Source organism: Micromonospora sp. NPDC006766 (assembly GCF_040636055.1).
Classification (GTDB): Bacteria; Actinomycetota; Actinomycetes; order Mycobacteriales; family Micromonosporaceae; genus Micromonospora.
The window spans coordinates 1-18003 of record NZ_JBEYIX010000062.1 but is presented as its reverse complement, the minus strand read 5'-3'; the positions used below and the strand labels follow the sequence as shown (position 1 = coordinate 18003).

Sequence of the window (18003 nt, the reverse complement as noted above, 5' to 3'; positions counted from 1 at the left end):
GTTTGTGGCGATGAGCGAGGAACAGCGGGAGACGGGTACCGGTTGGCCGGAGCCGGATGAGCCGGCGCGGCCCTCGGGTCCGGCGGGCGAGCCGGATCCGCGGCCGGAGGCGCCCGATCCGGACGAGTTGAGCCCGTTGGCGCCGGCTGAGCCGGAGGTGGACGCGTCGCCTGCGGGGGAGCCTGCGGAGGACGGGCCGCGCGGGTCGGTGGCGCGGCGGTTGACGTCGGCGGGCGCGATGATCGCGGTGCTGTTGGCGTTGCTGGGGTTCACCCTGGTGGTGCAGTTGAAGACGACGTCGACGGATCCGACCCTGGCGGCGATGCGCGAGGAGGACCTGGTCCGGATCTCGTCGGATCTGGATTTGCGGGAGCGGCGGCTTCGGCAGGACATCGCGGCGTTGGAGGACAGTCAGCGGCAGTTGCGCTCGGGTGAGCTGGGTCAGCAGGCTGCGTTGGAGGAGGCGACGCGGCGGGCGGACGAGCTGGGCATCCTGGCGGGTAGTTTGCGGGCGGTGGGGCCGGGGTTGTCGGTGCGGTTCGAGGGCGGTGGTAAGGCCGTCTCGTCGACGCGGATCCTGGATGCGGTGCAGGAGTTGCGGGGGGCGGGCGCGGAGGCGATGCAGATCGTCGGGTCGGACGGCGCGGCGGTGCGGGTCATCGCGTCGACGTATTTCGTGGATGCGCAGGGCGGTGGCCTGGTGGTGGACGGGCGGCGGTTGCCTGGTCCGTACACGATTTTGGTGATCGGTGATCCGGCGACGATGCGTACGGCGTTGAACATCCCCGGCGGGGTGGTCGCATCGGTGGCGGATGACGGCGGTAACGTGATCGTTGAGGATCGTGAGGTTGTGGAGGTTTCGCAGCTGCACGCGCCGATCAAGCTGGAACACGCCCGGCCGGTTTCCTGACTGGTCGTGGCCGCGCCGGTTGTCGCCGGTGCACCGATGGATGAAGGATGCTGCTGGTGATTCCTGAGGATCTGCGGTACACCGCCGAGCATGAGTGGGTGGCTGGTGGGGGCGGCGGTGCCGTCCGGATCGGTATCACGCACTTCGCGCAGGACGCGCTGGGTGACATTGTGTTCGTCCAGTTGCCGGAGGCGGGTGCGGTGGTGGCCGCGGGTGAGTCGCTGGGTGAGATCGAGTCGACCAAGAGCGTGTCGGAGATCTACGCCCCGTTGGGTGGCACGGTCGTGGCGCGTAATGACGCGTTGGTCGACGCCCCCGAGGTGATCAACACGGATCCGTACGGTGCGGGGTGGTTGGTGGAGATTTCTCCGGATGATCCGGTGGCGGTTGAGGGTTTGTTGACCGCTGGTGCGTACCGCGAGCTCACTGAGAGCTGATGTGTCGTTCCGGGCGGCGGGCTTGTCTCCGCGCGTCCGGTTGCCCTGCATTTCGGCGCTGGCTAGGCTCGCCCAGTCGACCGAGAACCCAATAGTTGAGCGTTGTGGAATGCGCCTTCCCGGGCACGGGGAGCCAGCCGCCGGGTGTGGGATTGCCCGGCGGCCAGACCCGCCATTACCCGACGCCCGACCGAAACAGATCCGTGAGGTGGTCCGCATGACGCGCCCAGGCGACGAGTTTCCCCCGCTCGACGTCACTTCGACGCTCAATCTCGGTTCGCTCGACGAAGTGCTGGAGGGGCCGGACACCGATGTGGTGCCGAGCCGGATGTCCGGTTCGTTGCCGCCGGGGATGGCGCTGCTGGTGGTTCGTCGGGGTCCGAACGCGGGTGCCCGGTTCCTGTTGGATCATGACGTGACGACCAGCGGCCGGCATCCGGACAGTGACATTTTCCTCGATGATGTGACGGTTTCTCGGCGGCACGCCGAGTTCCACCGGGACGGTGGCACGTTCACGGTGCGGGACGTGGGCAGCTTGAATGGCACGTACGTGAACCGGGAGCGGGTCGAGGCGGCCACGTTGAGCAACGGTGACGAGGTGCAGATCGGTAAGTTCCGGGTGGTGTTCATCGCCGGTCCGCGTCCGGAGGAGGCCGGCCGGGGGTGAACGAGCCTGCGGCTTCGACGCCGTCCGCGGCGGCGCGTTCCACTGCGCTGATGAGCATCGGTGAGGTGTTGGCGCAGTTGCGGGTGGAGTTTCCGGACGTCACCATCTCGAAGTTGCGGTTTCTGGAGGCCGAGGGCCTGGTGGAGCCGCAGCGGACGCCGGCGGGGTATCGGAAGTACAGCTGGGACGATGTGGCGCGGTTGCGTTTTGTGTTGACCGTGCAGCGGGACCAGTATTTGCCGTTGCGGGTGATTCGTGACCAGCTGGCGGAGTGGGATGCGTCGGGTGCGGCGTCGGGGCGGCAACGGCCGACGTTGGTGGCGGTTGGGCCTGGCGGTGAGGTGCCGGGCCGGGGGGTGGCAGAGTCCGTCGAGTCGGCCGAGGTGCGGCTGGGGCGGGCGGATCTGCTGTCGCGTAGTGGGCTCGACGAGTCGACGTTGGCCGAGTTGGAGCGGCTCGGTGTGCTGGTGTCGGATCCGCCGGGTTGGTATGACGCGGATGCGTTGATCATCGCGGGTGCGGTGGCGGGGTTGGCGGCGTACGGGTTGGAGCCGCGGCATCTGCGGGGGTATCGGACGGCGGCGGATCGGGAGGTCGGTCTGTTCGCGCAGTTGGTGGCTCCGTTGGTGCGGCAGAGTGATCCGGCGGCGCGGGCTCGTGCGGCGGAGACGGCGCGGGAGTTGGTGGCGTTGTCGCAGCGGTTGCACGCGGCGTTGGTGCGGGTGGGGCTGCGGTCGACGTTGGGCCGGTGAGGTGTGGGGCCGGGTGTCGTGGGGGCGCCCGGCCTTGCCGTTGGTGGGTTCGGAAAGATCTGGGTCGGGGAGCGTGTCGTAGGCTTGCCGGGGTAACCCCTTCCTGGCGAGGCGTGGTGCACGTAGCGCATGGGGCTCTCGTGTCGCGGTCCGTGTACCGTGCAGGGAAGGGCGCGGTGCGTAGGCGACGACGACACGGAGGCGGCGGTGCGCGAGCTGAGCGTGGTCGGAGTTCGGGTGGAGCTGCCCAGCAACCAACCGATCGTCCTGCTGCGGGAGGTCGAGGGGGACCGCTATCTGCCGATTTGGATCGGGGCGGTCGAGGCGACGGCGATCGCCTACGAGCAGCAGGGGGTCAAGCCTGCTCGGCCGTTGACGCATGATCTGTTGCGGGATGTGCTGGCGGCGTTGCAGGCGCCGTTGCGGGCGGTGGAGATCACCGAGTTGAAGGAGAGCGTCTTCTACGCCGATCTGTTGATCGGTGATGGGGTGCGGGTGTCGGCGCGGCCGAGCGATTCCATTGCGTTGGCGTTGCGGGTGGGGGCTCCGATTCGTTGTGCCGAGCAGGTCCTCAGTGAGGCGGGGATCGTGATCCCGGACGAGCAGGAGGACGAGGTGGAGAAGTTCCGGGAGTTCTTGGATCAGGTGCGGCCGGAGGACTTCGCGGGTTGAGTGCCGGCCGGCCGGGTGGTCGGTGTGGCGGCTGCGGTTGTTGCCCGTGGGTGACGGCTGGGCGCTGTGGGTGATCTTCCGGGTTGGTGTGCGGCGTGTCGCGGTGCTTCTTGCGTGGTAGCTGTCGATGGCGGCGATAGGGTTGCCGGTATCGAGGGGTGCGCGTACGGGGAGTTGACGTGTCACCGCACGGGCGGGGAGGTTGTCCGGTATGCACGAGCCGCGGGATCCTGATCCGGGTACGGAGCAGCAGGCGGGTGTGGTGGGGCCTGTGCCGGGCAGCGATGGTGAGGTCGGTTACCGGGGTGTGACGGCCTGCCACGCGGTGGGTATCAGCTATCGGCAGTTGGATTATTGGGCCCGGACGGGTCTGGTGGTGCCGAGCGTGCGGGATGCGTCGGGTTCGGGGACGTCCCGGTTGTATTCCTTCCGTGATCTTGTGGTGTTGAAGGTCGTGAAGCGACTGTTGGACGCCGGGGTGTCGTTGCAGAACATCCGGAGGGCGATTGAGGCGCTGCGGTCGCGTGGGGTGGAGGACCTGGCGGGCATCACGTTGATCTCTGACGGGACGTCGGTGTATGAGTGCCGGTCGCCGGAGGAGGTGGTCGACCTGTTGCAGGGCGGCCAGGGGGTGTTCGGCATCGCGATCGGTGGCGCGTTCAAGGAGATTCAGGGGTCGTTGTCGCATCTGCCGGCGGAGCCGGTGGGTGGTCCGCCGGCAGTGGCGGATGCGCCGGAGTCGGTGGGTGACGAGTTGGCGGCGCGTCGGGCGCGGCGTCGGGCGGGCTGAGCTGGCGAGACATTTGGCGATAGATCGCGTCGTGGCGGGGGCCCGGCGCGATCTTTTTTGGTGACGCAGCGTGTCGTGCGCGTGGCGGTTCGGTCCGGTGGGTGGGACTGTCGTCCGGTGCCGGGCCCGGGCCCGGGCCGGGTTGCGGATGATGTTGGTGCTGGTCAGTGGTGACGGCGGCCTGCGGGGCGGGGCGGGCCACCGTGGAGGGTGTGGCGTTGGCGAGCCGGCCGTCGCTGACGGGTTGTTGTGGGTTCCGGTGGGCTGTCGGTGATGGACCTTGTGGACGATGAGGGTGCTGGCCGGTCGGTTGATGTCAAGAATCTGATAGGCCGGTCGTGACCTTGTCCGGTTGGCGCGCTAGGGTCCGACACTGGTCGTCTGGCAATGACGTCACGGCAACTGTTCGCCCGGCGACCGGCTGCCCCTCCGCGCATCGGCGCGGCCCCTGTGATCTGAAAGGAACGACCGTGACGGTTGTTGAAGAAACCGTGCCCTCCCACTACGAGCGCATCGGCGGCGCCAGTTCGGTGAAGGCGGCGGTGGCCTTGTTCTACGACAAGGTGCTCGCCGACCCGGAGCTGGCCGGCTACTTCGCCGACCTCAACATGCCGGAGCAGCGGCGGCATCTGGCGTTGATGCTGACGGTGGTGCTCGGCGGGCCGAACGAGTACGACGGCCGGGAGTTGGCCGAGGCGCACCAGCCGTTGAACATCCCGGTGGCGCACTACGTCATGGTGGGTGAGCACCTGACCGCGACGCTGACGGAGCTCGGTGTGCCGGGGGACATCATCGGTGACGTGCAGGTCGTGCTGGAGAAGGTGCAGGACCAGGTGGTGGCGCAGGGGCGCGGGACGGACGTCTGAGCGTGGACGCGGCACGGCTGAAGGAGAGCTGGTCCCTGGTCGCTGCGCACGGCGATCAGGTGCCGCTCTACTTCTATTCGACGTTGTTCCTGGCTAATCCGGAGACCCGGCAGATGTTCCCGACGAACATGGCCGGGCAGCGGGACCGGCTGGTGACCGCGTTGGGGCACATCGTGTCCCACGTGGACCAGGTCGACAGCCTGGTCGGGTTTCTGCAGGATCTGGGTGCGGATCACCGTAAGTTCGCGGTGCGCGCCGAGCATTATCCGGCGGTCGGTGGGGCGCTGGTGGCGACGCTGCGGCATTTCCTCGGCGCGGCGTGGACCGACGAGCTGGCCCAGGATTGGACGGCCGCGTACGGGCTGGTCTCGCAGGTGATGATCGACGCCGCGCAGGCGGCCGAGACGAAGGCCCCGCCGTGGTGGGTGGCCGAGGTCCTCGGGCACGAGCGGCGGGCGTTCGATCTGGCGGTGTTGACGTTGCGTCCGCAGTATCTGCTGCCGTTCACGCCGGGCCAGTCGATCGGGGTGTCTCATCCGGCGGTGCGGTCGTGGCGGTACTACTCGCCGGCGAACGCGCCGCGCGCCGACGGCACGCTGGAGTTGCATGTGCGGGCGGCTCCGGGTGGCGCGGTGTCGTCGCGGCTGGTGTACGGGTGCGCGGTGGGCGACCAGTTGCACCTGGCCGCGCCGGTGGGGGACCGGTTGACGCTGTGGCCGGCCGGGTCGGCTGATTTGCTGCTGCTGGCCAGTGGCACCGGTTGGGCGCCGCTGAAGGCGCTGATCGAGCAGGTGGCGGGGGAGGGTTCCCGGCGTCGGGTGGACCTGTATGTGGGGGCTCGTTCACGCGGCGAGTTTTATGACAGCGAGGTCATTGACAAGCTGGCCGCGTCGTACCCGTGGTTGACCGTCACCTACGTGGTGGGGACGGACTTCCAGCAGCCGGGGGCGTTCGCGCATGTGGTGGACCAGGCGTTGGCGGACGAGGATTTCCGGTCCCGGCATGTGTACGTATGCGGGTCGGATGAGATGGTCAGTCATTCGGTGGCCCGGTTGACCGAGGTGGGCTATCAGGCCGGTCAGCTGCACCATGAGGGTTTCGGCAAGCACTGGTACGGGCCGATGTGGCGGACGGCGAACGCCCCTGACAATTTCGGAGGTGTCCGGTGAGCGCGACCCCGATCAGCAGGTATGACGGTGGTCAGGTTGCCAGCGTGCAGGTTCGGATGACCGCGGATCGGGTGCGTCGGTGGGAGTTCGACGCGGCGTCGTTCACCCGCCGCGGGTACGAACCGGCGGATGTGGACCGGTTCCGGATGCAGGTCGCCGACGAGTTGGATGTGTTGGCGGCGCAGGTGGCGAATCTGCGGGCGGAGAACGAGCGGCTCAACGATCACCTGGAGTTGCACCGGCATGGGGTGATTCCGAGCGCCGGAGCGGCGGGGCAGTTGCCCGCGGCGAAGGAGGTGAACCTGCTGTCGGCGGCGCAGCGGGAGGCCGAGCAGATCATCGCCCAGGCGCATGACTACGCGCAGCGGGTGGCCGAGTACGCCCGGATGCAGTACGAGAGTTACATGCGGGCGGCGGCGGAGGAGGCGAAGCAGGAGGCCGAGCGGGCGGTGTCGGACTACCGCAGTAACGCCGGTGCGAGTTTCGATGACTCCGTGGCGGCGCGGGAGGCGTTGCGGATCTTCGGCGAGATGATGATGTCGCACATGCAGGCGGCGGCCCGGCACCTGGACGACGGCAGTGCGCAGTTGGCGCGGACGATGGAGCGGATCACTGCGGAGGTCACCGGCGCTCCGGCGGTAGCCGTCGGCGGTGCGGCCGTGAAGGGCGGCGGCGCGTCGGTCGGCGCTGGTGCCGGCGGTGCGGCGGCGGTGGGTGGCGGTCGGGTGCGGGTCGCCGTGGCGCCCCGCCATCAGCGCTGACTTGGGGTTCGGCCCGCCGGCTCGCAGGATGCGGCGGGCCACCCGGCACCAGGGCTGCTGCCGGGTGGCCCGCTGCGGCTACCTCCCCGCTAGTCTCGAGCCGTCACGGTGAAGGTGAATCCGGCGCTTGTGGGACGGCGCAGCGGAGTGTCGCACTTGATCCGGCGCAGTGCCTCGTGCCTGCTGAGGCCGAGCCCTTGCGCGATGAGCCGTTCCGGGCGCACCGGTACCGGTGCGTCGAAGACGACCTCCACCTGAACCGGCCACGCCTGGTCGAGCCATGCCGGCGGGGTGTCCAGCCGCCAGGCTCCCGTCCAATCCAGGGTGAAGCGGCTGCGCCGGGCGAGCAGTGGATCCAACAACCTGGACGCCACCAGTTCCGGATCGTTGTTGTGGTAGCCGTGGAGCTCGGCCGGATCGAAGGATCTGACCTGCGCTCGCTCGTGCACGGTGAGCTTGCTTGTCCGATCGCAGGATACGCAGCGGACCAGCAGCCACACGTCCAGCAGCTTGCCGTTGGCGTTGACGCGGAACCTGCCCTCGCCGGTGGTGGCCGACTCTGACCGGCAGTTCACGCACCGTAACGACAGGAGCGGCAGCCTGGTCCGGCGAACGAACCAGGGCAGCACGGTATGAGGTTGTGAAGACATGACCATCTCTCTGGACCTGACATGAGGCCGATGACGCGGGGCCTCAAACGCTGTTTGCCCGGGCACGCGTGGGCAGCCCGGCGTAGCCGGCGGGTGCGTCGGCTACCGGCGAGCGGGGAAAGGTGTCAGATCTAAAGAGCAGGCGGGGTCACGCGGGTTTGTCCTTTGTCCTCACTGGAATGGGGCTGGGGGGCAACCTACGGGGACCCGGCAGGAAGGCGCCAACGGTTTTCTGGCGCGCGACCAGCCCGCAGAGGTGGTGGCGAGATCGGGAAACGTCTGCTGCGGCCGGTGCCGGCGGTGGTGGGGCGTGCGGGACGGGGCCGGCTGGTCGGCGGCGTGTCCGCCCGGGGTGACGGGTCAGCGGGCGGCGACCGCGTGTATCGCGTCGGCGATGGGTGTTTCCCCGCCGACGAGTTCCAGGGTCAGCCCGGCGGTGGCCGGCTCGTAGAGGAGCGCGAGCAGGACCCGGGCCACGTCGGCGCGGGTGACCTCGCCGGGTTCGACGTGCTGGGCGAGGGTGATCCGCCCGACGGGCTGGTCGTCGGTGAGCCGCCCGGGGCGCAGCACGGTAACCTCCAGGTCCCGGCTGGTGATCTCGACCTCGGCGGCTTTCTTGGCCCGCAGGTACGCCGCCCACACCTCGCCGCGGTCCGGCGTGGGCGGCTGGTCCACGCCCATCGAGGAGACCAGCAGGTAGCGGCGGACGCCGGCGCGCTGGGCGGCGTCGGCCAGCAGCAGGGCGGCGGCCCGGTCGACGGTGTCCTTGCGGGCGGCGCCGCTGCCCGGGCCGGCGCCGGCGGCGAACACCACCGCGTCCGCGCCGGCGAGGTGGGCGGTGACGGTGTCGACGTCGGTGTGTTCCAGGTCGGCCACGATCGGTTCGGCGCCGGCGGCGTGCAGGGCGGCGGCGTGGTCGGGGTTGCGGATCAGCCCGACGGCGGTGTCGCCGCGCCCGGCGAGTTCCCGCTCCAGCAGCTTGGCGATCTTGCCGTGGCCTCCGGCGATGACGACTCGCATGTTGTCAACCTATCGGCCGGGCGGGCTGGTGCCGTGGGTAAGCCGGGCGCTGGTCGTCGGCGGGGTGATGGGTGAGGCAGCATGGACGGGTGAGGCGGACTTTCGAGGCGTTGACCCGGCTGGTGGGTGGCGGGGATGTGGTGGTGCTCAGCGGCGCCGGGTTGTCCACCGAGTCGGGCATCCCGGACTATCGGGGGCCCAGCGGCGCGGCCCGCCGGCACACTCCGATGACGTACCAGGCGTTCACCGGGGATCCGGAGGCACGGCGGCGTTACTGGGCGCGCAGCCACCTGGGGTGGCGGCTGATCGCGCGGGCCGCCCCGAACGGGGGGCATCGGGCGGTGGCGCGGCTGCAGCACGCCGGTCTGGTGCGCGGGATCATCACCCAGAACGTCGACGGGCTGCACACCGCGGCCGGCAGCACCGGGGTGGTCGAGCTGCACGGTCGTCTCGACGAGGTGGTCTGCCTGAACTGCGGCAACCTGACCTCCCGGGAGGAGCTGGATCGGCGGTTGCGGGAGGCCAACCCGGGTTTCGCCGCGCGGGTGACCGAGGTCAACCCGGACGGCGACGTCGATCTGCCCGACGAGGCGGTGAACGGGTTCCGGATCGTCGACTGCGGCATCTGCGGCACTGGCATGCTGAAGCCGGACGTGGTGTTTTTCGGCGAGACGGTGCCCGCGCCCCGCGTCGCGGACTGTTTCGCCCTGGTCGAGCGGGCCCGGGCGGTGCTGGTGCTCGGCTCGTCGCTGACGGTCATGTCCGGCCGCCGGTTCGTGATCCGGGCGGTGAAACTGGGCATTCCGGTCGCTATCGTCAACCAGGGTCCGACCCGCGGGGACGGGCACGCCACCGTGACGGTGGACGGGCCGTTGGGTGAGGTGCTGCCCGCCCTGGCGGACCGGGTCGCCGGCCCGGCCACGCCTGTCGGCCTCGTCGTCGGGGGTGCGTCGGCGGGGTAGTAGACGCCCGGCGGGGAGGTCGTGAGCCGGGAACAGGGCCGCTGGTAGCGTTGACCTTGCCGGTACCACCCACGCGGGAGAGACCGCCCGGAAACGCCCGGGCGGCGCCGAAGGGGCAGATTCCTCCCCGGAACCTCTCAGGCAAAAGGACCACGTGGGCAGGCACTGTGGAGCGCGTGAGCGCGACTCAGGGGGAGGCCGACCTGTCGACCTCGCCCCGACAAGGAGCGCAGCGCATGACCGCAGAGCAGTTCGCCGATCGGCATATCGGCCCTGATCCGGACGACGAGTGCCGCATGCTGGAAACCGTCGGCTACAGCTCCATCGGCGAGCTGATGGACGCCGCGATTCCCGAGGTGATCCGTTGGCACGGCACGCTGGACCTGCCGGCGCCGGCCAGCGAGCGGGAGGCCCTGGCCGAGTTGCGTGCCCTGGCCGCCCGGAACACGGTCGCCGTGTCCATGATCGGCCTGGGTTATCACGGCACGCACACCCCGGCGGTGATCCGCCGTAACGTGTTGGAGAGTCCGGCCTGGTACACCGCGTACACGCCGTATCAGCCGGAGATCAGCCAGGGCCGGTTGGAGGCGTTGCTGAACTTCCAGACGATGGTCACCGACCTGACGGGTCTGGCGACCGCGAACGCGTCCATGCTCGACGAGGGCACCGCGGCGGCGGAGGCGATGACCCTCGCCCGCCGTGCGTCCCGGAGCACGAGCAACGTGTACGTGGTGGACGCGGACGCGTTGCCGCAGACCATCGCGGTGATCACCAGTCGGGCCGAGCCGCTCGGCATCGACGTGCGCGTGGTCGACGTCGACCGTGACGAGTTGCCCGAGGCGTTCTTCGGCCTGCACCTGCAGTACCCGGGGGCGTCCGGGGCGGTGCGGGACCATGCCCCGCTCGTCGCGGCGGCCCACGCGGTCGGGGCGCTGGTGTGCGTGGCCGCGGACCTGCTGGCGTTGACGCTGCTGCGCCCGCCCGGCGAGTTCGGCGCCGACGTGGCCGCCGGCACCACCCAGCGGTTCGGGGTGCCGATGGGCTTCGGCGGGCCGCACGCCGGCTACCTGGCGGTGCGGGCGGGTCTGGAGCGGATGCTGCCCGGCCGGCTGGTGGGCGTGTCGAAGGACGCCGACGGCAACCCGGCGTACCGGCTGGCGTTGCAGACCCGTGAGCAGCACATCCGCCGGGAGAAGGCGACCAGCAACATCTGCACCGCGCAGGTGCTGCTGGCGGTGATGGCCGGCATGTACGCGGTGTACCACGGCCCGGACGGGCTGCGGGCGATCGCCCGGCGTACCCATGACATGGCGGCGCGGCTCGCGGTCGGGCTGCGGGGCGTCGACGGCGTCGAGGTCATGCACGCCGGCTTCTTCGACACCGTTCTGGCGCGGGTGCCGGGGCGTGCGGGGGCCGTTGTCGCGGACGCCGCCCGGCGGGGGGTGAACCTGCGCCTGGTCGACGCCGACCACGTCGGGATCTCCTGCGACGAGACGACCTCGCCGGCGCACCTGCGGCTGGTGTGGGACGCGTTCGGCGCGGTGGTGGCCGGGCAGCCGGTGGGCGTGCCCGGCGACGTGCCGGTCGAGGTGGTGTTGCCGGCTGCGCTGGCCCGTACGTCGGAGTTCCTCACCCACCCGGTGTTCCACCGCCACCGGTCGGAGACGGCGATGCTGCGCTACCTGCGGCGGCTGGCCGACTTCGACTACGCCCTGGATCGGGGCATGATCCCGCTGGGTTCGTGCACGATGAAGCTGAACGCCACCACCGAGATGGAGGCGATCACCTGGCCGGAGTTCGCCCACCTGCACCCGTTCGCGCCGGTGGAGCAGACCGCCGGTTACCGGGAGCTGATCGGCCAGTTGGAGGGTTGGCTGGCGGAGGTGACCGGGTACGACGCGGTCAGCGTGCAGCCCAACGCCGGTTCGCAGGGGGAGTTGGCCGGGCTGCTGGCCATCCGGGCGTATCACCGGCAGCGCGGGCAGGGGCACCGGGACGTGTGCCTGATCCCGTCGTCGGCGCACGGCACCAATGCGGCGTCGGCGGTGATGGCCGGCATGCGGGTGGTCGTGGTCGGCTGCGACGCGGACGGCAACGTCGACCTGGTCGACCTCGACGCGAAGATCGACAAGCATCGGGACGCCCTGGCGGCGATCATGGTGACGTACCCGTCGACGCACGGGGTGTACGAGACGGGCATCGCGTCGCTGTGCGCGAAGGTGCACGACGCCGGCGGCCAGGTGTACGTCGACGGGGCGAACCTCAACGCGTTGGTCGGGTTCGCCAAGCCGGGCAGGTTCGGGGCGGACGTGTCGCATTTGAATCTGCACAAGACGTTCTGCATTCCGCATGGTGGTGGCGGGCCGGGTGTGGGTCCGGTGGCGGTGCGGGCGCACCTGGCGCCGTTTCTGCCGGGTGACCCGGTGGGGGCGCGCGAGGACGGCCGGCCGGCGATCTCGGCGGCGAACCACGGCTCGGCGGGGATCCTGCCGATTCCGTGGGCGTACCTGCGGATGATGGGCGCGCAGGGGCTGACCCGGGCGACCGGGACGGCGGTGCTGGCCGCGAACTACGTGGCGGCGCGGCTGCGTGACCACTTCCCGGTGCTGTACGCCGGCAACAAGGGCCTGGTGGCGCACGAGTGCATCCTGGATCTGCGGCCGTTGACCAAGGCGACCGGGGTGAGCGTCGACGACGTGGCGAAGCGGCTGATCGACTACGGGTTCCACGCGCCGACGATGTCGTTCCCGGTGGCGGGGACGTTGATGGTGGAGCCGACCGAGAGTGAGGATCTGGCCGAGCTGGACCGGTTCTGCGACGCGATGATCGCGATCCGGGGGGAGATCGACAGGGTCGGGTCGGGTGAGTGGCCGGCCGGTGACAATCCGTTGTCGAATGCTCCGCACACCGCGGCGATGGTGTCCGGTGACGAGTGGCCGCATCCGTATCCGCGGTCGGTGGGCGCCTATCCGGGCGGGGTGGACCGGGCGGGGAGGTACTGGCCGCCGGTGCGGCGGATCGACGGTGCGTACGGCGATCGGAACCTGGTCTGCTCGTGCCCGTCGCCGGAGGCGTTCGAGGGTTGAGCCGGGCGCGCCGGGGCGGTCGTCGGGCCGCCCCGGCCGGGGCGTCGACCCGGGGCGGGCCGGGTCGACGTCGCATGCTGCGGTCACGCAGCGTGGTGAGGTCAGGCGACGAGGGCGTGGCGGGCGGGTCCGCGGTGCGGGGCGATGCTGCTGCCGTCGGGGAGTAGTTCGCCGGTGTCCTCGAAGACGATGACGCCGTTGCAGAGCAGGCTCCAGCCCTGCTCACGGAAGCAGGCGAGGACGCGGGCGGCTTCCCGGTCGGTCGCCTCAGCGGAGGGGCAGGTGGGTTGGTGCTGGCACATCGGGTTCTCCGGGCTGTGGGGGCGCTGTGGCATGGTTCACATGACCAGTGACGCACAGTACCAAGCGGAAGCGCGCGCTATCGAGCAGGCTTCCGACTTGCTTACCTTAAATAGGCCGAACGGATGAGCGAGGATGAGCCAGACGGCGTGGAAGCGCTCCCACAGAGGATGATCGACGTGCCCGGCGCCCCCGCCGACTGCCGCGAGCGGCTCGCGGAACGGGCCCGCCTGCAGTGGCGGACCGCCGACGGCGGCGACCCGGCCGCGCTCGCGCAGGAGTTCCTCACCGCCCACGGGATCGCCCTGGACGACCTGGCCCGCCCGGCCACCCACGACCCGCACGGCGGCGTCTGCGGCGCCGCCCTGTACCTGTCCACCGCCGCCGGGGCGCACGCCGCCGGCGGCCCACCCGGCGCGCCCACCCCGGTCCCGGCGCTGCCCGAGCTGGTGGTGGTCGTCTACGGCCACACCGACCGGCCGTCCGCGCCCGAGCACCCGGCCGCGAGCCGCTGGCGGCTGGGGGACTGGCGGGAGAGTTGGACCCCCGCCCAGCACGCCGACGCGGTGACGGCGGTGCGCGCCGCCATCAGCCGCGGCGACGTCTACCAGGTCAACCTGGTCGGCCACGCCAGCGCACCCTACGCCGGCGACCCGCGGCCGGCCCTCGCGCGGCTGGCCGCACTGCCCGGCGCCCGCTACGGCGGCACCCTGACCGGTGCGGGCTGGGCGATCGGCTGCGCCTCGCCGGAGACACTGATCGCCCTCGACCACGGTCGCCTGGTCACCCGGCCCATCAAGGGCACCCGGCCGGCCACCCCCGCCGGCCACCGGGAACTGCTCGCCTCGGCCAAGGAACGCGCCGAGCACGTGATGATCGTCGACCTGGAACGCAACGACCTGGCGCGGGTGGCCCGCACCGGTTCGGTGCGGGTGGACGAACTGTTCGCCGTACGCCGATGGTGCGACCTGTGGCAGGCGGAGTCGACGGTGTCGGCGGCGCCCGCGCACGGGCTGGGCCTGGCGGCGCTGCTGCGGGCGGTCTGCCCCGGCGGGTCGGTGACCGGCGCGCCCAAGCTCGCCGCGCTGGAACAGATCGCGGCCCTGGAGCCGGTCGGCCGGGGCGCCAGCATGGGCGCGTTGGGCTGGGTCGGGCCCGGCCGGGTCGACCTGGGGCTGACCATCCGCACCGCCGCGGCGGACGCGCAGCGGCTGCACGTGTGGGCCGGGGGCGGCATCACCTGGGGCAGCGACCCGGCGGCCGAGGTGGCCGAGGCGGCGGCGAAAGCCGCACCGGTGCGCGCGCTGCTGGCCACCGCCCAACAGCGCCCGCCGAGGTGAGCCCGGCAACAACCCACCGCCCTGTCCGACGCGGCACAGGCTTCTGAGCTGGGGAATCGTTGAAAAACGTTGGGCTGGACGATGCAGATCTCTCCTTGACCGGCGAACGGCGTTCCCCATACCGTTCCGGCGTTTGGTGAGCGCCGTTGCCAAGGCTGCGCCCAGGCGCCGCACGACGCGCACCCAGGATGATCAAAGAGAGAGACCATATAACCATGACCAGCATCGATCTGGCCGCCCGGGCCGCGACGCGCACCGCCGCCGCCCGCGCCGAGATGGCGCGCAAGGAGTACGGCGGGGAGGGCGCCTCGGTGGTGGCGCTCGACGACGTCACCGTCGAGTTCGCCACCGGCGCGTTCACCGCGATCATGGGCCCGTCCGGGTCCGGTAAGTCCACCCTGCTGCACTGCCTCGCCGGGCTGGACACCCTGACCTCCGGTCGGGTGTATGTCGGTGACACCGACCTCGCCACCCTCTCGGACAAGCAGTTGACGCTGCTGCGCCGGGACCGGCTCGGTTTCGTCTTCCAGGCCTTCAACCTCCTGCCGACGCTCACCGCCAAGGAGAACATCACCCTGCCGGCCGACCTGGCCGGGCGGAAGGTCGACCCGCAGTGGTTCGACACCGTCGTGACGACCCTCGCCCTCGGCGACCGACTCGGGCACCGCCCGTCGCAGCTGTCCGGCGGGCAGCAGCAGCGGGTGGCCGTCGCCCGGGCCCTGGTGTCCAAGCCTGACGTCGTCTTCGGCGACGAACCGACCGGCGCCCTCGACTCGCGCACCAGCGCCGAGCTGCTGGGATTCCTGCGTTCCGCGGTGGACGATCTCGGCCAGACCGTGGTCATGGTCACCCACGACCCGATCGCCGCCGCGTACGCCGACCGGGTCATCTTCCTCGCCGACGGCGCGATCGTGGACGAGATGACCTCGCCGACCCGTGACAGTGTCCTGGAGACGATGAAGCGGCTGGGTGACTGAGGTGCTGAAGATCTCCCTGCGCAGCCTGCTCACGCACAAGCTGCGCCTGGTGCTCACGATCGCGGCGGTCACCCTCGGCGTGGCGTTCGTCTCCGGCACCTTCGTGCTGTCCGACACCATGGGCAAGGCGTTCGACCAGCTCTACACGGGCCTGGCCAAGGGCACCGACGTCACGGTCCGCGCCAAGGCCGCCTACACCGACATCAACACCCAGGGCCAGGCCCGGCCGCTGGACGAGCAACTCGTCGAGCGGGTACGCCAGGTGCCCGGCGTCGAAGCCGCCGGGGGTGGGGTGACCGGGTTCGCGCTCATCCTCGACAAGCAGGGCGAGCCGATCCAGCCGGGTGGGGCGCCGACGCTAGGCGGGAGCATCTCCACCGACCGCAGCCTGGCCGGGAACTTCAGCTTCCGCCAGGGCGGCGCACCGACCCGCCCCGACGAGGTGGTCATCGACGCGGCCACCGCCAAGAAGGCCGGCTACCAGGTCGGCGACCGCGCCAAGGTCGTCTTCGAGGGCGGCACCGGCGAGTTCACCGTGGTCGGCATTGTGGGCTTCGGCGAGACCGACAGCCTCCTCGGAGCCACCCTGGCCAGCTTCGAGACCCACACCGCCCAGCAGCTGCTCGGCAAGGTCGGCAAGGTCGACCAGATCGAGGCGCGCGCGGCGGCCGGGGTGAGCGCCGCGCAGCTGCGGGACCGGATCGCGAAGATCCTCCCGGAGGGCACCGAGGCGATCACCTCCCAGGAGGCGGCCGACGAGGGTTCGAAGGCGGTCCGCGACGGCCTCGGGATCTTCACCACGATCCTGCTGGTGTTCGCCGGGGTGTCCCTGCTGGTCGGCTCGTTCGTCATCTGGAACACCTTCAACGTGCTGGTCGCCCAGCGCCGACGTGAGGTCGCGCTGCTGCGCGCGGTCGGCGCCACCGGCGGGCAGGTCCTGCGCGGCATCGTCACCGAAGCCTTCGTCATCGGTCTGGCATCGGCGGCGCTGGGCGTGGGCGCCGGTGTCGGGCTGGCCGTCGGCATCCGCGCCATGCTGAAGGTGATCGGCATCGAGATACCCACCACCACGGCCGTGGTGGCGCCGCGCACCGTCGTGGCGGCCCTTGTCGTCGGCGTCGGCGTCACCGTCGTGGCGGCCGTGCTCCCCGCGTGGGGCGCCACCCGGGTGGCCCCCATCGAGGCGCTGCGGCAGGCGACCCCGGCCACCGGCCGCCTCGGCACGGCCCGACGTGTCATTGGCTCGGTGCTGCTGCTGGCGGGCGCCGCCGGGCTGGTCACCGCCGCGGTGGCCGGCAACCAGCCGGCCCTTACCGGGCTGAGCACGCTGGTCGCCTTCGCCGGCCTGGTGACGGCCGGGCCGGTGCTGGCCCGCGGCATGGCGTGGCTGGCCGACCGGGGCCGGCCCGGCAGCGGCTGGCGGTTGGCCGCCCGCAACGTGGGACGGGCGCCCAAGCGGGCCGCCGCGACGGCGCTGGCCCTGACCATCGGACTCGCGGTCGTCTGCGCGGTGTCGGTCACCGCGTCCTCGACCAAGACGTCAGTCGCCGACGCGGTCAGCGGTGGCAACCGCGCCGACCTGATCCTGAAGCCGGCGGGGGCCGGCAGTGGGATCAGCGCGTCCGTCGCCGAGCTGCTGCGCGAGCGCGACAGCGCCGCCACCGTGGTCGAGATGCGCTTCGGCGCCGCCCGGGTGAACGACCAGAACGGGTTCGTCGCCGGCCTGGACACCGCCGGGCTGTCCCAGGTGGCTGACCTGGACATCCGCTCCGGGGCGTTGGCCGACTTCCGCGACGGCACGCTGCTGCTGTCGAGCAAGCAGGCCAAGGCGCTGGGCGCGCAGGTCGGCGACCAGGTGACCGTGACCTTCCCGGAGACGGGTTCGCGGACGCTGCGGGTGGCCGCCGTGTTCGAACGCGAGTCGCTCATCGGCACCGGCTACCTCATCACCCTCGGCGACTACGCCAGCAACGTCACGTCCCGGCTCGACCAGGCGATCCTGGTCACGCACCCGGCGGGCGCCGACCGCGCGGCGGCCAAGACCGCGGTGACGCAGGCGCTGGTCGACTACCCGAACGTCAAGGTGAGCGACCCGGCCGAACTGACCAAGGACGCGCAGGCCTCCGTGGACCAGCTGCTCGGTCTGGTGACCGCGCTGCTGCTGCTGGCGGTCGTGGTGGCCGTGCTGGGCATCGTCAACACCCTCGTGCTGTCGGTGGTGGAACGGACCCGGGAACTGGGCCTGATGCGGGCGGTCGGCGCGACCCGCCGGCAGGTCCGCACCGTCATCCGGCGCGAGTCGGTGCTCATGTCACTGCTCGGCGCCCTCGCCGGGGTGGCGCTGGGCACCGGCGCCGGGGTGGCGCTGGCCCGGTCGCTGGGCGATGGGGGCATCACCACGGTGACCGTGCCGGTCGCCACGCTGGCGATCTACCTGGTCGTCGCGACGCTGGTCGGCGTCCTGGCCGCCGTCGGCCCGGCCCGGCGGGCCAGCCGGGTCGACGTGCTGCGGGCGGTGACCGTCGACTGACGGGTGAGCGCGTCGGGGTCCATGCTCTTGGCACCGTTCAGGGACTCGCGGATGATGTCGGCGTGGCCGGCGTGCTGCGCGGTCTCGGCGATGATGTGCATCAGCACCCGGCGG

Annotated in this window: 18 protein-coding genes and 1 riboswitch; of the genes, 14 read left to right on the top strand and 4 right to left on the bottom strand. The window is 71.1% G+C overall.

Annotated features, from left to right (window positions below):
- Positions 1–10: 10 nt before the first annotated feature.
- The 9 genes from ABZ671_RS29065 to ABZ671_RS29025 all read left to right on the top strand — a co-directional run bounded on the left by ABZ671_RS29065 (position 11) and on the right by ABZ671_RS29025 (position 7024).
- On the top strand, positions 11–910 hold the full coding sequence (locus ABZ671_RS29065; RefSeq protein ID WP_357864129.1) for a DUF881 domain-containing protein: 900 nt from the start codon (positions 11–13) through the stop codon (positions 908–910).
- Between the two features lie 56 nt (positions 911–966).
- Entirely contained in the window at positions 967–1347 is a 381-nt protein-coding gene (gene gcvH, locus ABZ671_RS29060; RefSeq protein ID WP_357864160.1) for a glycine cleavage system protein GcvH, read from the top strand.
- A 217-nt stretch (positions 1348–1564) separates the two neighbouring features.
- Complete coding sequence (locus tag ABZ671_RS29055) at positions 1565–2014, top strand: FHA domain-containing protein (protein WP_091089392.1); 450 nt, start codon at positions 1565–1567, stop codon at positions 2012–2014.
- A gap of 50 nt (positions 2015–2064) precedes the next feature.
- On the top strand, positions 2065–2766 hold the full coding sequence (locus tag ABZ671_RS29050; protein WP_357864127.1) for a MerR family transcriptional regulator: 702 nt from the start codon (positions 2065–2067) through the stop codon (positions 2764–2766).
- 207 nt (positions 2767–2973) lie between these two features.
- Positions 2974–3438 carry a bifunctional nuclease family protein gene (locus ABZ671_RS29045; RefSeq protein WP_357864125.1) on the top strand — a complete coding sequence of 155 codons (465 nt, stop codon included), beginning with the start codon at positions 2974–2976 and terminating at the stop codon, positions 3436–3438.
- 211 nt (positions 3439–3649) lie between these two features.
- Positions 3650–4228 carry a MerR family transcriptional regulator gene (locus tag ABZ671_RS29040; protein ID WP_357864123.1) on the top strand — a complete coding sequence of 193 codons (579 nt, stop codon included), beginning with the start codon at positions 3650–3652 and terminating at the stop codon, positions 4226–4228.
- A gap of 470 nt (positions 4229–4698) precedes the next feature.
- On the top strand, positions 4699–5094 hold the full coding sequence (locus ABZ671_RS29035; RefSeq protein WP_357864121.1) for a group 1 truncated hemoglobin: 396 nt from the start codon (positions 4699–4701) through the stop codon (positions 5092–5094).
- A gap of 2 nt (positions 5095–5096) precedes the next feature.
- Complete coding sequence (locus ABZ671_RS29030; RefSeq protein ID WP_357864119.1) at positions 5097–6263, top strand: globin domain-containing protein; 1167 nt, start codon at positions 5097–5099, stop codon at positions 6261–6263.
- On the top strand, positions 6260–7024 hold the full coding sequence (locus ABZ671_RS29025; protein WP_357864117.1) for a cell division protein DivIVA: 765 nt from the start codon (positions 6260–6262) through the stop codon (positions 7022–7024). Before ABZ671_RS29030 ends, ABZ671_RS29025 begins: the two co-directional genes overlap by 4 nt.
- An 89-nt stretch (positions 7025–7113) precedes the next feature.
- On the opposite strand, the gene ABZ671_RS29020 is transcribed toward ABZ671_RS29025, so the two are convergent.
- Both ABZ671_RS29020 and ABZ671_RS29015 read right to left on the bottom strand, forming a co-directional pair.
- Positions 7114–7599 (bottom strand): DUF1062 domain-containing protein, encoded by a 486-nt coding sequence (locus ABZ671_RS29020; protein ID WP_357864115.1) that lies wholly within the window; start codon positions 7597–7599, stop codon positions 7114–7116.
- A gap of 435 nt (positions 7600–8034) precedes the next feature.
- Positions 8035–8694, bottom strand: a complete 660-nt coding sequence (locus tag ABZ671_RS29015) for an NAD(P)H-binding protein (RefSeq protein ID WP_357864113.1) — start codon at positions 8692–8694, stop codon at positions 8035–8037.
- Positions 8695–8783: 89 nt separating this feature from the next.
- Between ABZ671_RS29015 and ABZ671_RS29010 the strand changes: the two genes are divergently transcribed.
- Positions 8784–9656 carry an NAD-dependent protein deacetylase gene (locus tag ABZ671_RS29010; RefSeq protein WP_357864111.1) on the top strand — a complete coding sequence of 291 codons (873 nt, stop codon included), beginning with the start codon at positions 8784–8786 and terminating at the stop codon, positions 9654–9656.
- Between the two features lie 64 nt (positions 9657–9720).
- Positions 9721–9819: riboswitch (glycine riboswitch) on the top strand.
- Between the two features lie 73 nt (positions 9820–9892).
- Positions 9893–12742 (top strand): aminomethyl-transferring glycine dehydrogenase, encoded by a 2850-nt coding sequence (gcvP, locus tag ABZ671_RS29005; RefSeq protein WP_357864109.1) that lies wholly within the window; start codon positions 9893–9895, stop codon positions 12740–12742.
- A gap of 101 nt (positions 12743–12843) precedes the next feature.
- Here the strand turns inward: gcvP and ABZ671_RS29000 are convergent, their stop codons facing one another.
- Positions 12844–13044, bottom strand: coding sequence for a DUF5999 family protein (locus tag ABZ671_RS29000; protein ID WP_007460326.1), 201 nt, complete (start codon positions 13042–13044; stop codon positions 12844–12846).
- A gap of 123 nt (positions 13045–13167) precedes the next feature.
- On the opposite strand from ABZ671_RS29000, the gene ABZ671_RS28995 reads away from it, so the two are divergent.
- The 3 genes from ABZ671_RS28995 to ABZ671_RS28985 all read left to right on the top strand — a co-directional run bounded on the left by ABZ671_RS28995 (position 13168) and on the right by ABZ671_RS28985 (position 17889).
- Positions 13168–14382, top strand: coding sequence for a chorismate-binding protein (locus ABZ671_RS28995; protein ID WP_357864107.1), 1215 nt, complete (start codon positions 13168–13170; stop codon positions 14380–14382).
- Between the two features lie 215 nt (positions 14383–14597).
- The gene (locus ABZ671_RS28990) at positions 14598–15359 is read left to right on the top strand and encodes an ABC transporter ATP-binding protein (RefSeq protein ID WP_357864105.1); all 762 of its coding nucleotides are present in this window, start codon (positions 14598–14600) and stop codon (positions 15357–15359) included.
- Positions 15352–17889: an FtsX-like permease family protein gene (locus ABZ671_RS28985; protein WP_357864103.1), complete on the top strand. Its 2538-nt coding sequence runs from the start codon at positions 15352–15354 to the stop codon at positions 17887–17889. Before ABZ671_RS28990 ends, ABZ671_RS28985 begins: the two co-directional genes overlap by 8 nt.
- Here ABZ671_RS28985 and ABZ671_RS28980 read toward each other — a convergent pair.
- Positions 17790–18003, bottom strand: a 214-nt coding sequence (locus tag ABZ671_RS28980; RefSeq protein ID WP_357864102.1) for a DUF664 domain-containing protein, incomplete at its 5' end; no start/stop codon positions are given. The genes ABZ671_RS28985 and ABZ671_RS28980 overlap by 100 nt on opposite strands.

What these genes read in the sequence shown, in the direction of transcription:
- ABZ671_RS29065 (WP_357864129.1), top strand. Translation starts at nt 11, where the DNA reads ATGAGCGAGGAACAGCGGGAGACGGGTACCGGTTGGCCGGAGCCGGAT.
- ABZ671_RS29055 (WP_091089392.1), top strand. Translation starts at nt 1,565, where the DNA reads ATGACGCGCCCAGGCGACGAGTTTCCCCCGCTCGACGTCACTTCGACG.
- ABZ671_RS29050 (WP_357864127.1), top strand. Translation starts at nt 2,065, where the DNA reads ATGAGCATCGGTGAGGTGTTGGCGCAGTTGCGGGTGGAGTTTCCGGAC.
- ABZ671_RS29040 (WP_357864123.1), top strand. Translation starts at nt 3,650, where the DNA reads ATGCACGAGCCGCGGGATCCTGATCCGGGTACGGAGCAGCAGGCGGGT.
- ABZ671_RS29015 (WP_357864113.1), bottom strand. Translation starts at nt 8,694, where the DNA reads ATGCGAGTCGTCATCGCCGGAGGCCACGGCAAGATCGCCAAGCTGCTG.
- gcvP (WP_357864109.1), top strand. Translation starts at nt 9,893, where the DNA reads ATGACCGCAGAGCAGTTCGCCGATCGGCATATCGGCCCTGATCCGGAC.
- ABZ671_RS29000 (WP_007460326.1), bottom strand. Translation starts at nt 13,044, where the DNA reads ATGTGCCAGCACCAACCCACCTGCCCCTCCGCTGAGGCGACCGACCGG.
- ABZ671_RS28995 (WP_357864107.1), top strand. Translation starts at nt 13,168, where the DNA reads ATGAGCGAGGATGAGCCAGACGGCGTGGAAGCGCTCCCACAGAGGATG.
- ABZ671_RS28990 (WP_357864105.1), top strand. Translation starts at nt 14,598, where the DNA reads ATGACCAGCATCGATCTGGCCGCCCGGGCCGCGACGCGCACCGCCGCC.